General features: G+C 68.4%; 7 protein-coding genes. 3 read left to right on the forward strand and 4 right to left on the reverse strand.

The genetic code is table 11. The features are described from left to right. Positions 1-79: 79 nt before the first annotated feature. On the reverse strand, positions 80-661 hold the full coding sequence (locus M0R80_06500) for a DUF3782 domain-containing protein (protein ID MCK9459272.1): 582 nt from the start codon (positions 659-661) through the stop codon (positions 80-82). A gap of 167 nt (positions 662-828) precedes the next feature. Further along, positions 829-3,306 (reverse strand): hypothetical protein, encoded by a 2,478-nt coding sequence (locus tag M0R80_06505; protein ID MCK9459273.1) that lies wholly within the window; start codon positions 3,304-3,306, stop codon positions 829-831. Between the two features lie 196 nt (positions 3,307-3,502). On the opposite strand from M0R80_06505, the gene M0R80_06510 reads away from it, so the two are divergent. Further along, positions 3,503-5,050 carry an amino acid permease gene (locus M0R80_06510; GenBank protein ID MCK9459274.1) on the forward strand — a complete coding sequence of 516 codons (1,548 nt, stop codon included), beginning with the start codon at positions 3,503-3,505 and terminating at the stop codon, positions 5,048-5,050. Between the two features lie 58 nt (positions 5,051-5,108). Here M0R80_06510 and M0R80_06515 read toward each other — a convergent pair whose 3' ends face one another. Both M0R80_06515 and M0R80_06520 read right to left on the reverse strand, forming a co-directional pair. Next, on the reverse strand, positions 5,109-6,968 hold the full coding sequence (locus tag M0R80_06515; protein ID MCK9459275.1) for a HEAT repeat domain-containing protein: 1,860 nt from the start codon (positions 6,966-6,968) through the stop codon (positions 5,109-5,111). A gap of 58 nt (positions 6,969-7,026) precedes the next feature. Further along, a complete protein-coding gene (locus M0R80_06520; GenBank protein ID MCK9459276.1) occupies positions 7,027-8,190 on the reverse strand; it encodes a hypothetical protein in 1,164 nt (387 codons plus the stop codon). Between the two features lie 216 nt (positions 8,191-8,406). Between M0R80_06520 and M0R80_06525 the strand changes: the two genes are divergently transcribed. Further along, complete coding sequence (locus tag M0R80_06525; GenBank protein MCK9459277.1) at positions 8,407-10,491, forward strand: ATP-binding protein; 2,085 nt, start codon at positions 8,407-8,409, stop codon at positions 10,489-10,491. A 53-nt stretch (positions 10,492-10,544) separates the two neighbouring features. Beyond that, positions 10,545-13,181 (forward strand): DNA mismatch repair protein MutS, encoded by a 2,637-nt coding sequence (gene mutS / locus M0R80_06530; protein ID MCK9459278.1) that lies wholly within the window; start codon positions 10,545-10,547, stop codon positions 13,179-13,181. The last annotated feature ends 30 nt before the right edge of the window (positions 13,182-13,211 follow it).

Raw genomic sequence — 13,211 nt, forward strand, 5'->3', positions numbered from 1 at the left:
GGAGTTTCTTCGGCGCCGCCAAGAAGAGCCTCGAAGAGGCGTACCGCGTCCTGACCGCGTAACGCGACACTCGCCTTTTTTACCACGCCTTGGGCTGAAAATCGGCGGAGTTGAGGAATACGGCATCGTCGCCGGTCTGGCCGATCACGAACATGCCGCGTCTTTCGGCGTAGCGTGCCGCGTCTTCGGGAATCACCATCGCGGCCACTGCGGCGAGGAGGCGCGTGTCCCTGTACTGCGGGAACAGGAACTTGAACCTCTCGAGCCGCTCGACGTGCTCGTCGACGTCGTTCGTCGCGAGCTTCGATTTCACCTCGACCACAACGGCATGGTCGTCATCGACGACCAGGAGATCGATCTGCCCGGCGACCCCGTCGCGCTTCCCCTCGAGGTCGCGCAGCGTCTGGTGCACTTCGATCCCCTTTTCCTGGAACATGCGCACGAGGCCGGGCCGCACGATGCCCTCGACGAACTCGCCGAGCCGATTGCCGAGACCGCCGATCTGCTGACCGAGCGCGTGGAGGCGTCTGTCGATTTCGGCGCGCGAGGCCGCCATGCTCCTGTCCGTTTCGGCGCGCGAGGCCGCCATCTGCTCCGCGAGCCGCCGGTCCGTCTCCCTGAACAGCTGCTTGATGTCCTCGAACGAAACTTGGCTCTCCATCCGCGTCCTCCCCGGTCAGTATATCGCCCGGCACCACGCCGCGCACGGTTGATATCGGACGCTCGCGGCAAAGGTTGCAGGAAATCGACGCGGCGCGCGCGGATCGGGGCGGGAAGGGTCCGGAAGAGGCCTACCGATCGCTGACCGCGTAGCCTGTTCGCGACAGACTACAGCTTGGGTTTCTTTTTCGCGCCGCTCGCCGAGATCTCCAGGAGCTTCGGCGATTCTCTACGGAACTTATCGATCTCCTCGTCCGTCACCGGCGCGGACGGGTAGAGCCAGATTTCGAAGGGGGCGCGTAGCTCCGCGCGAGCGCGCACGGGGAGCATCTCCAACGAGAAGTTGACGCCGCCTACTTTGGGAACGATGTGAGCATCTCGATCGCGCCACGGCGTCTCGAGCGGCGCGGGCTCCGCACTGAGTTCGGCGAGCCGCTGCGCGATCAACGCCTGATCGGTGGGTTTCCCGGCGCTGCCGAAGTACCAGAACAGCCAACGCGCCCAGTCCCCGCTGTCCAGGTTCTCGTCGAACGGGATCCAATCGCCGGCCGCGCGCCGCACGTCTCCGACCGCATCCGCCGTCGTCCCGCGTGCGAGATGCATAGCGGCCAGGTTCGCCGCGATTTTCCAGGCGTCATCGATGGTCGGCGCGCTCGCGCCCTCCCATGCGGAGATCGCCGCGCCGACCTGATTGGCACGGGCGCTACAGTACGCCCAATTCGAGACGAACCTCGCGCGCTCGGCATCGGTCAGCTCCGCCTCGAGGCAGGTGTCTATGGCATCAACGGCGCGCAGCCACGCGCTCTCGCCGCCGCGCAGCACCGCCTTCAGGGTGGCGGCGTCCGCGCGCGGGCAGACGAGCGCGGCGCGGGCTCGGAGAGAGGACGTGGAAACCTCCTCCATCCGGCGCTCCGCCTCGTTGAGAAGCGGCTCGTCTCCTGCGACCGCTGCGAGGTACAGGAGCGCCTTCGCCTGCCACCCTGCGACGATCGACTCGTCTTCGGTCGACACGGGCGCGTCGCGCCGCATCAGCGCTTTCCACGCCTCCCTATCCTCGCCGAGCCACGCGAGCGCCGCCGCGAGCTTCCACGCGTCCGTCTGCTCGGGATGCTCCTCCACGAGCGCGAGCACCCTCGGCGCTGCCTCTCGCAGCACGGGCACAATCTGCTCCACAGACTTGCTGTCCAGCGCTGCCATCACGAGAAGGAGGTCCGCTTCCTCAGAGAGGACCGCGGCGCGCCCGGGCGAGATCGCGCGGTACTCCTCGACCAATCGCCGGATCTCTCCCAAGTCCATGAGCGACAAGATTGTTTGCGCGTCCGCCTTCAGCTCGCCCGATGAGCTGAAACGCGCACTGCGCCACGTCCGTTCCGCCGTCACGGCCTGGCCCGCCCACTCGAGCCAGATCGCGGTCTCGTAGAAATCGGCGTCGCGGTGTGCGTAGTTCGACGCGCGCTCGATCGTCTGCAGGAGCGCCGGAGGCATCTTCTCGGATTCCGAGAGCTGCGCCGTTGCGAATGCGGAGATTGCGCCGAGCGACATCTCGAGCGTCGCCACCCGCGCGTCATTCGGGAATGCGCCACGAAGCTTTCCCACGAGCGCGGCGGCGCGCTCTGGGCGCTCGAGCCGCAGGAGCAGCCAGGCTCTCCGGATGTCGCGCTCCGCGGGCTTGTCGAAAGGGGGCATGGCGGCGAGCTCGACCGCCGCAGCGCGCAGGTTCGCGGCGCCTCCCAGATGATCGACCATAGCGGTGCCGAGCAGATTGGACTGCGGAGAAGTCGGGTCCACGCCGCCGCGGCGCATCGCGGCGTCGCCGCGGGGAACGTCGAGGCCGAGGTAGTAGAAGCACGAGAGCCAGACCCACCATGAGGTGTCCGCCCCGTCGCCGAGGAATCGAATCTCCGCCTCGGCCCAGGACAACGCATCCTCGAGCTTCCTTTCCTGATAGGCGCGTTCCGCGCGATCATAAAGCACGTTCCGAACCGAATCTCCGGGCTCACCGGCGCGCAAGATTTCGGCGGCGGCCGCGTCGCGCAGCTCCCCCGCGCGACTCCAGAGCCTCAGTACGAGCGCGAGGACCGCAGTCCCTTTCGCGTCCATCCCGCCGTCTCGCTTTTCCTCGTCGGCGTGTCGCGAGTCCATGATGAATCCCGGCGCAGCCAACACGGCATCGTAGAAGTTCAGCAATCGCACGATGGCGGCCGCGCGCAATTCGGGCGCCGACTCTTTGTCGAAGGCGATCTCTTCCACGGCGGAAAATGCGCCCAACCCTCTGGACCACGGCAGGAAATCGTTGGGCGTCGTTTCGAAGCGTTGCGCGAATTCAGAAAGCCCCGCGGTGGCGCGCCGAAACCGCTCGTCGGCGGTCGTGCCCCCGACCGGTTCCACGTGGATGTTGCTGCCGACAATCCCTTGGATCTCCGGCCAGAACGGATCAAGACGCTCTTTGCTCACGCGGCCGGCGAGCGCGCTGAGGTCGAGGCTCCCCGCGCGCGGGACGTCGTCGCCCGGTGGGGAATCCGGAGTCGCCGAAGCAGCTGCCGAGGTCGCCGTGCCGCCACCGCACGCGGCGATCAGCCAAGGGACGAAAAGGACGGAAGCGACCAAAGGGATAGAAGCCAGACGAAACCGTTTCTTCATGTTCATCGTGTCCACGCCACTCCGTCGGAGACTCGGTGGACAGTATCATGATCACCTTACGGACGCAGCGCCTTGAGCTCGCGAAGGCCCGCTCGGTGCGTGCCGATCGAGATCGCATCTTCGACGCGTCCTGATCCCGGACGCGCGAATTTGTGATACCGTCCGCCAACGACAACAGCCGGCGACCAAGGGAGGACAACGGATGAGCGGTCTTTTCCGAAAGAAGTCGATCACCGATCTGCAACACGAGGCCGAGGGCGACACCGGCATGCGCCGCGTGCTCGGCCCCGTGAACCTGACCGCCATCGGCATCGGCGGCATCATCGGCGCCGGCATCTTCGTCCTCACGGGCCACGCCGCGGCGGCGTACGCGGGCCCCGGGATCGTGTTCTCGTTCATGATCGCGGGCATCGCGTGCGGGTTCGCCGGGCTCTGCTACGCGGAGTTCGCCTCGATGATCCCGATCGCCGGCAGCGCGTACACCTACTCGTACGCGACGCTCGGCGAGTTCTTCGCCTGGTTCATCGGCTGGGATCTCGTGCTCGAGTACGCGATGGGAGCGGCCACGGTCGCCGTTGGCTGGTCGGGCTACGTGTGCAGCTTCCTGCGCAACTTCGGGATCCACGTGCCGCCCGAGATCATGGCGTCGCCCGGAACGGAGTTCGTCTTCCTGAGGCCCGAGGTGATCGAGAAGGCGAACCTCCACATGCCGTCCGGCTGGCAGGCGCTCGACTCGGTGCAGGCCGACCTCGCGAACGCCGGGATCGGCCTCGCGAGCGTCGACCACGCGACGGCGTTCTTCAACCTCCCGGCGGTGTTCGTCATCGCCTTGGTGACGCTCATCCTCGTCATCGGGATCAAGGAGTCCGCGAGCATCAACGCCGCGATCGTCGTGCTCAAGCTGGCGATCATCATCACCGTGATCGGCGTCGGCGCCTGCTACGTGAACGCCGACAACTGGGAGCCCTTCGTCCCGGAGAATTCGGGGAAGCTCGGCGAGTTCGGTTGGACCGGCGTCCTGCGCGCGTCGGGGGTGATCTTCTTCGCCTACATCGGGTTCGACGCGGTCTCGACCGCGGCGCAGGAGGCGAAGAACCCCAAGCGGGACATGCCGATCGGCATCCTGGGGTCGCTGGTCGTTTGCACGATCTTGTACATCCTCGTGTCGCTGGTCCTCACCGGCGTGGTTCACTACTCCAAGCTGAACGTGGCGGATCCGATCGCGGTCGCGATCGACGCGATGGGGATCCCGTGGCTCGCCAAGGTGGTGAAGCTCGGCGCCATCGCGGGGCTCACCTCGGTCATCCTCGTCCTGCTCCTCGGCCAGCCGCGCATCTTCTACTCCATGGCGAAGGACGGGCTCCTGCCCAAGGCGTTCGGAAAGCTCCACCCGAAGTTCGGCACGCCGTACATCACGACGATCGTAGCCGGGTTCGTCGTCGCCATCGTCGCGGCGCTCGTGCCGATGAGCATCGTCGGAGAGCTCGTCTCCATCGGCACGCTCGCGGCGTTCGTGGTCGTGTGCGCCGGGACGCTGGTCCTGCGCTACAAGCAGCCGGACCTGCCCCGGGCGTTCAGGACGCCGTTCGTCCCGGTGGTGCCGATCCTCGGGATCCTCTGCTGCCTCACGATGATGGTCTTCCTGCCCGCGGACACATGGCTCCGGCTCCTCGGCTGGCTCGCCATCGGGATGGTGATCTTCTTCGGCTACAGCCGCCGGCACAGCAAGCTCGGCAGGACGAAGAACTGAATCGAGGGGAGGGCGGGGTGCGGGAAACGGCGCGGGCGGGGCGCGGGAACCGGCGCCCCTACTTCGTGCGGGCCTTGACGTGGCCGCCGAACGCCTCGACGAGGCGGGCGCGATCCTTGTAGGCCTGCTGGGACGCGAACTTGTGCCGGACCTCGTCGGCGCGCTTGACGAGCGCGGCGTCGCCGTTCGGCGTCAGCCTGTCGAGCGCGAAGATGTTCGCCTCGAGGGCGGCCATCACCGGGTTGTCGAGCTCCTTGGAGAGCGTCTCGACGACCTGCTTCGACTTGGCCTCGTCCCCGCGCGCCAGGCGGTACGCGGTGTAGATCGCGACCTCGATGCTCGGGTTGCTCCGCTCCGTCGCGGCCTTGAGGAAGCAGTCGAGGTCCTGGCCGCACGCCTTCGCGAACTTGATGCCGTCCATGTACGTCACGATGCGGGTCTTCAAGGTCTCGCAGTCGGCCTTCGCCTTGGTCTTCTCGGCCTCATCCACGTCGTCCGGGATGCGCTCGCGCACGATCTTGACGCAGTCGATCTTGTCGTGCTCCTCCTTCATGATCGGCAGGAACTCCTCGCCGCACATGAGGGCCGCGTAGTAGTAGGTCTTGTCGCGCATCGCCTCGCCGCGGGTCTTGGCGACGTCGAGCAGGATCGGGCAGGCCACCTTCGGCGGCTGGAGGTAACCGAACGCGCGGAAGTAGCCGACCGCCTCCTCCATCGTGATCCCGAGCTCGGGCACGGCGTCCTTGCCCTTGCCGGGCTTGATCACGAAGCGCTCCTTGATGATGTCGAGCACCGGGTCGTGGCCGACCTGCGACAGCGCCACGATCGCCCAGTTGCGCCGCCACGTGGCCCACTGCTCCGCGTTGAACCCCTGCGCCTCCGCGGCGTTCTCGGCCGACTTCTTGTCGAGATCGTCCGGCTTCATGTGGTTGGCCTCGGCCATGAGGAACTCGACCACCTTGGGCGACGAGTAGTTCATGATGCCGAGGAAGTCGATCGCCTGCTGGATGTACCACACCGGGACCTTCAGGTTCGGGTCGGTCTTCCGCTCCTCGGCGAAGTAGTCGTTGAACGCGGAGTCCTGCCCGTGGCCGAACTTGATGATCGCTTCCGCCACGGCCTCGCGGTCCAGGATCTGCTGGAGCGACACGAAGGCGAACGGGCCGAGGCCGACCTTCTGGACCTCGCCCATCATGGCGATCGCGCGGATGAGCGTCGGGATCGCCGCCGCGTCGCCGATCTGCCCGAGCGCCTTGACCGCCTTCATGTTGATCCGGAGATCCTGCTGCGTGTCGCGGGTGTCCACGACCTTGCACAACGCCTCGATGATCTTGGCGCGATCCGGAACGTCGGGATGCTTGAGGATGATCTGGATCAGCGCCGAGACGCAAGCGTCGTCGAGCTCGTTCTCGCGGTTCGAGAACGGCGTGCCGCCGCGCAGGAGCCGATCATTGACCATCGCCTCGTGCGTCGAGAGGAGCTTGGGTACCGCTTCCACGACGCCGTATTTCGCCAGCGTCTGGGCGCACACGACGAAGATCGCCTGCTCCTTCGTCACATCGACGTCGAGACCTTCGAGGAAATAGGCGTTGACCTTCGGATCGTCCATCGACGCGAGGATCTTGATGATCTCGAGGCGGTTGGCCCGATCTCTCTTGAACTCCTTGAACGCCTCGCCGAGCGGCTGCGCGATCTTGTCGGCGAACGCTCGGACCGGCGGTGCGTTGACGTCGTTGTTGTTGGCCTGCCGCAGGGTGCTGAACATCTCCGAGATGCGCTTGAGGGCGTGCTCACGTTCCGGGCGGTCGTACAACTTGTCGACCCAGTACATGGGATCCGTGTCGTCCCCGCAGCCGAAAATCCCGAAGCCGCCGGCGGCCAATGCCAATACGAGCAGAATGCCAGAGAAACTCTTCATGCACCGACCCTCGCTGTTGGGCGCGCCGAAAGCGCCGGTTGCAAAAACTCAGAGCGGTTCACTTCGCCTTCTCGGCGCCAGCGGCCTCGGCCGCCGGCGCGCCCTTCTGATCCTGGATGACGTAGTCCTTGAACTCGGCCTCGGAGTCCGGCGGCGCCACGGCCGCCGGCTCCTGGGACGCGAGCTCGTTGATCATGCGCGTCAGGCTCGTCTGCTCGTCGCGCATCATCTTCGCCTTTCCGCGCAAGTCTTCCAGGCGCACCACGTACTCGTTGAAGGCCGCCTTCCCCTGCCCGGTGAGCAGCCCGGTCTTCGCCTGCGGAGCGATGACCACGACGTACTTCTCCGGGTCCTTGGTCAGCGCGCCTTCGTCGCCCTCGGGCGGCGGCGCGTAGACCTCGCGCGTTTCGCCGTCCTTCGGGTTCGGGCTCGAGCCGACGGGGAGGGTCACCTTGCCGTCCTTCTCCGCCGGCTTGCCGCCGATGTAGGTGACGCTCGCGACGAGATCCTTGCCGCTCCTCTTGAACAGGATGCCGTAGTTGGCGGCGATGTTCCCCATCAGCTTGTCCTTGAAGCCCTTGAGGACCGCCTCGTCGGCGAGCGTCCGCTCGCGGTGCGCGCTCAGCGCGTGGAAGAGCATCGACCACTTGACGCCGTAGTTCGACAAGCTCGCCGCGGCCTTCTTGCCGAAGTTCCGGTAGGCGCGCTCGGTGAAGATCTGCGGCTTGATCGGGTTGGTCTTGAAGTTCGCGTTCAAGTACTCGATGTGCTTCGGATCGTACTCCCACTTGCCGGCCTTGTGGATCGCGCCGTTGATCACCGCGTCGAGCTCGTCGAACAGCTTGGCCGAGCGGTCGATCTCGTACTGGACGATGAGGCTGTCCCGCAGCGACTCGTTCAGCTGGACGCGGTTGTTCCAGGCCTTGCCCATGTTGAACCCGACGAACACCAGGCCCAGCAGGACCAGGACGAGGACGACTATCCGCGGCACCCGCGACGAAGCGCCGGGCATGCCCGCGGCCGCGCCGTCGGAGTAGTCGTACTGCAGGGCGAACTCGACGACCTGCTGCGGCGCCGCGGACGGCCTCGCCTGGCCGGGGAGCGGGACGGAGGCCCCCATGCCCGGGAGCCCGGCACCGCCCGGCTTGCCCATCCCAGGGAGCGGGGCGCCGCCCGGCTTCCCGACTCCGGGTAGGGGCGCCGATCCCGGTTTCGGGCCCATCCCAGGGAGCGGCCCGGGGAGATTGGGTTTGCCTTGGGGTATCTTTTGGTCGCTCAAAGTGTACCTCCGTGCGCCGATTGCTGCGATTGTAGGACCACGAAGACACGAGAGATTACAGATAGTCGTTTGCCGATGTCAAGGGACCACGCGGGCCGCGCGCGCGGTCGCGCGTATGGTATCATCGACCATCCGGAAGCCCGAGAGGGGGGGGCGGCCATGGACAGCGCCGAAAGGCTCGAGCGCGAGCTCGCAGAGGCCGAGGAGCGGTACTCCCGCCTCGCGCAGGCCGTCACCGATTACATCTATTTCGTTCGGGTCGAGCGAGGTCGCCCGGTTGCGACGCGCCACGGGCCGGGGTGCGTCGGCGTGACCGGCTACGCGAGCGAGGACTTCGCCGCCGATCCGCACCTGTGGATCCGGATGGTCCCCCGCGGGGATCGCGCCAGGATCCTGGATCAGGTGCGCGGGCTCCTCCGGGGATCGCAGGAGGAGGAGATCGAGCACCGCATCGTCCGCAAGGACGGCGCCGTGCGCTGGGTGAGCAACACGCCCGTGCCGCACCGCGACCCGGACGGCGTCCTCGTCGGCTACGACGGCCTCATCCGCGACGTCACGGAGCGCAAGCGCGCCGAGGCGCTGATCTCGGCGGAGCGCGATCTCGGGCTGGCGATCGGCGAGGCGGCGTCGCTGCGCGAGGCGCTCGACAGGTGCCTCTCCACCGCGATCGAGGTCTCGGGCGGGGATTGCGGCGGCGTGTACGTCGTCCGACAGGACGGCGGGCTCGATCTCGTGGTGCATCGCGGGCTGTCCGAGGCGTTCATCCAGTCCGTCACCAGCTTCGCGCCCGAGTCGAAGAACGCCCGCATCGCGCACGCCGGCACGCCGGTGTACGTTCCCTGGAAGGAGCTCTCCACCGAGATCAAGGAGGACAAGGTCGGGGAGGGGCTCCGGGCCCTCGCCGTCGTTCCGATCCGTGATCGCGGCGAGATCGTCGCGTGCCTGAACGTGTCCTCCCACGTTTTCGAGATCGTCCCCCGCTGGGCACGCGCCGCGCTCGAGGACGTCGCCGGGCGCATCGGCTCCGCGATCGGGCGTGCCCGCGCCGAGGAGCTGCACCGGCTCGCCGAGAAAGAGCGGAAGACCCTCGAGGAGCGGTACCACCACGCGCAGAAGATGGAGGCTGTCGGGAGGCTCGCGGGCGGCGTGGCGCACGACCTGAACAACATGCTCACGCCGATCCTCGCGTACACCGAGCTGCTGGAGGGCGCCTTCGAGCCGGACGACTCGCGGCTCCAGCCGATCCGCGAGGTGCACGCCGCGGGCGTGCGCGCCAAGAACCTGGTCCGCCAGCTCCTCGCGTTCAGCCGCAAGCAGACGCTGCGGTTCAAGGTGATAGAGCTCAACGATGTCATCGCCGGCCTCGAGCCGCTCCTGCGGCACACGGTGCGCGAGAACGTCGCGCTGCGCGTCGACCTCGCGCCTTCGCTCCCCGTCATCAACGGCGACGTCGGTCAGATCGAGCAGGCGATCATGAACCTCGTGATCAACGCGCAGGACGCGATGCCCGGCGGCGGCGAGCTCTCGATCGAGACGCGGGGCGTCGATCACGACGGCGCGGGCTTCGCGGCGCGCGCCGATGTCCCGCCGGGCCGCTACGTGCAGATGGCGATCGCGGACACGGGGATCGGGATCGACGCCGCGGTGATGGAGCGCCTGTTCGAGCCGTTCTTCACGACCAAGGCCGTGGGGAAGGGGACCGGTCTCGGCCTCTCGACCGTCTACGGCATCGTCAAGCAGCACGGCGGCACCGTGGTGGTCCGCAGCGATCCGGGAAGGGGGGCGACGTTCACGCTGTACTTCCCGGCGCTCGAGGACGTCCCGCCCGCGCCGCCCGCCGCGGACGCCTCGCCCGCCGAGCCCCGCGGCCCGCGGGTCGAGACCGTGATGGTGGCCGAGGACGACGCCATGGTCCGCGATCTCGCGGCGGGCGTCCTCTCGCGGGAGGGCTACACGGTGCTCACCGCGGCCGACGCCGGGGAGTGCATGCGGATCCTGGCGGCGCGCGACGGGGCGCTCCACCTCCTGCTGACGGACGTCGTCATGCCGGACATGAACGGCAAGGCGCTCTTCGAAGTCGCGGCGACGATCTCCCCGGGGCTCCGCGTGATCTACATGTCGGGCTACTCCAACGAGGTGATCTCCGAGCACGGCGTGCTGCTCGAGGACATCGACTTCCTCCAGAAGCCGTTCACGGTCAGGCAGCTCGTGGAGCTGGTCCGCGAGGTGCTCGACCGGAGGTAGCGGCCCGCGGGGCGAGTATACGCCCGACCCCGGCGCGTTATACAAACGCCGCCATGGCCGCCCCGTCGAAGTCGAAGGACCCGTCCGCGACGCCCTCGATGCGCCAGTACCTGGCGGTGAAGGAGCAGTACCCGGACGCGATCCTGTTCTTCCGCATCGGCGACTTCTACGAGATGTTCTTCGAGGACGCCGTGCTGGCGTCCGCCGCGCTCGATCTCACGCTCACGAGCCGCAACAAGAACGACCCGGATCCGATCCCGATGGCCGGGGTGCCGCACCACGCGGCGCTCGCGTACGTCTCGCGCCTGATCGAGCAGGGGCACAAGGTGGCCATCTGCGATCAGCTCGAGGATCCGTCGAAGGTCAAGGGGCTCGTCAAGCGCGAGGTGGTCCGCCTGATCACGCCCGGCGTCGTGCTCGACGAGGAGAACCTGGACGCCAAGGCGAACAACTTCCTCGCGGCGGTGGTCCCGCTCGACGACGAGGCCGGGCCGCTCGCGGCGGCGGCGGTGGCGGTGATCGACGCCTCGACGTTCGACTTCCGCGGCACCCGCGTGATCGGGCTCGGCGCGCTCGCCGGCGAGCTGTGCCGGCTCGAGCCGCGGGAGATCCTGGCGCCGAAGGCCGCGGCGGAGGGGATGCGGGATCTCGGCGCGCTCATCCCGCGGTGCTTCGTCACGCCCGGCGACGACGCGCTGTTCGAGCCCGCGCGGGCGTTCGAGGCGCTCGCGGAGCTCGTCGGCGCCGACGAGGCGGCCCGCATCCGCGCCGAGGATCCGCTCCTCGCGCGCGCCGCGGGCGCCGCCGCGGCGTATGTTCGGGCCACGAGGCCGCGGGACGCGCTGCCGTCGGTGCGGTTCGCGTCGTATAAGGTCTCGGATCACATGGTGATCGACGAGGCGACCAAGTCGCACCTCGAGCTCGTGCGCGCCGCGGACGGCGAGAAGAAAGGGTCGCTCCTGTGGCTGCTCGACAGGACGCGGACCGCCATGGGCGGCCGGCTGCTCCGCCGCTGGACCAACTACCCGCTCACGGACGTGGCCGCGATCCGGCGGCGGCTCGATCGGGTGGAACTCCTGTTCCACGGCGCGGCGTTCCGCGGCGACGTGATCGAGGCGCTCGGCGCGATCGGCGATCTCGAGCGGATCGCGGCGCGCATCGGCATGCGCGTCGCCACGCCGCGGGATCTCGGCGCGCTGCGGGCGTCGCTCGCGGCGATCGCGGACCTGGACGACCTGGTCACGTCGTGCCCGGCGCAGGACGCGGACGAGGTGCTCGGCGGCCCGCTCGATCGCGCCCCGGATCTGATCGGGGCCCTCTCGGGCGCGCTCGTCGACGAGCCGCCCGTGTCGACGCGCGACGGCGGCGTCTTCCGCGAGGGGTTCGACCCGGCGCTCGACGAGCTCGTGCGCACGGCGCGGGACGCCAAGGAGCTGATAGCGGGGCTCGAGGCCAAGGAGCGGGCGCGCACCGGGATCGGCTCGCTGAAGATCCAGTACAACCGCGTGTTCGGCTACTACATCCTCGTCACCAAGGCGCACCTCAAGGGCGTGCCGCCGGACTACGTGCGCAAGCAGACCGTCGTCGGCGGCGAGCGGTTCGTGACCGCCGAGCTCGAGGAGTGGGAGTCGAAGGTGCTCTACGCCGACGAGCGGCGCAAGGAGCTCGAGCAGGAGCTGTACGCCCGGCTCGTCGACGATCTCGGCGCGCACATCCCGCGGCTGTTCGCCCTCGCGCGCCGGGTGGCGGAGCTCGACTGCGCGGCCGCGCTCGCGGACGTCGCGCGGGCGCGGGACTTCGTGCGGCCGGAGGTGGACGCGGGCGACGTCGTCGAGATCGCGGACGGGCGCCACCCCCTCGTCGAGGCGATCGCGCCGGAGACGCCGTTCGTGCCCAACGACGTGCGGCTCGATCCGGACGGCGAGCGGCTGCTCGTGATCACCGGCCCCAACATGGCCGGCAAGTCCACGGTGATGCGGCAGGTGGCGCTCACCGTCGTGCTCGCCCAGATGGGATCGTTCGTCCCCGCGGCGCGCGCCCGGGTGGGCGTCTGCGATCGCCTGTTCACGCGGGTCGGCGCGTCGGACAACATCGCCCGCGGCGCGTCGACGTTCATGGTCGAGATGCGCGAGACCGCCGCCATCCTGCGCGGCGCGACGAAGGCGAGCCTCGTGATCCTCGACGAGGTGGGGCGCGGCACGAGCACGTACGACGGGCTCTCCATCGCGTGGGCCGTGGGCGAGTACCTGCACGACGCCGTGCGCTGCAAGGTGATGTTCGCGACGCACTACCACGAGCTCGTGGAGCTCGCCGAGCTCAAGGAGCACGCGGCCAACTACCACGTCGCGGCGCGCGAGTACGGCGAGGACGTCGTCTTCCTGCGCAAGCTCGTCCAGGGCGGCACGTCGCACTCCTTCGGCATCCAGGTGGCGCGCATGGCCGGGCTCCCCGAGACCGTCGTCCAGCGGGCGCGCGACGTCCTGCGCGGCCTCGAGGCGGATCGCCCGGCGCCGGCCGGGATGCCCGAGACCGTGCGCCAGGGGGGGGGGGCGCCGCAGCTGGATCTGTTCGCCGCGGCCAAGCCGTCGGAGGTGGAGCGGGCGCTCGGCGACATCGACCTCGATCGCGTCACGCCGCTCGAGGCGCTCGCGCTGCTCGCGTCGCTGAAGAAAATGATCGCGCCGAAGTAGCCCTCACCCCGGCCCTCCCCCGAAGGACAT

The sequence above is a fragment of the Pseudomonadota bacterium genome, assembly GCA_023229365.1.
GTDB lineage: Bacteria > Myxococcota_A > Polyangia > JAAYKL01 > JAAYKL01 > JALNZK01.

Bases quoted from the DNA above. Each gene is read 5' to 3' on its own strand.
- M0R80_06500 (MCK9459272.1), bottom strand. From the start codon at position 661: ATGGAGAGCCAAGTTTCGTTCGAGGACATCAAGCAGCTGTTCAGGGAG.
- M0R80_06505 (MCK9459273.1), bottom strand. From the start codon at position 3,306: ATGAACATGAAGAAACGGTTTCGTCTGGCTTCTATCCCTTTGGTCGCT.
- M0R80_06510 (MCK9459274.1), top strand. From the start codon at position 3,503: ATGAGCGGTCTTTTCCGAAAGAAGTCGATCACCGATCTGCAACACGAG.
- M0R80_06515 (MCK9459275.1), bottom strand. From the start codon at position 6,968: ATGAAGAGTTTCTCTGGCATTCTGCTCGTATTGGCATTGGCCGCCGGC.
- M0R80_06520 (MCK9459276.1), bottom strand. From the start codon at position 8,190: ATGGGCCCGAAACCGGGATCGGCGCCCCTACCCGGAGTCGGGAAGCCG.
- M0R80_06525 (MCK9459277.1), top strand. From the start codon at position 8,407: ATGGACAGCGCCGAAAGGCTCGAGCGCGAGCTCGCAGAGGCCGAGGAG.
- mutS (MCK9459278.1), top strand. From the start codon at position 10,545: ATGGCCGCCCCGTCGAAGTCGAAGGACCCGTCCGCGACGCCCTCGATG.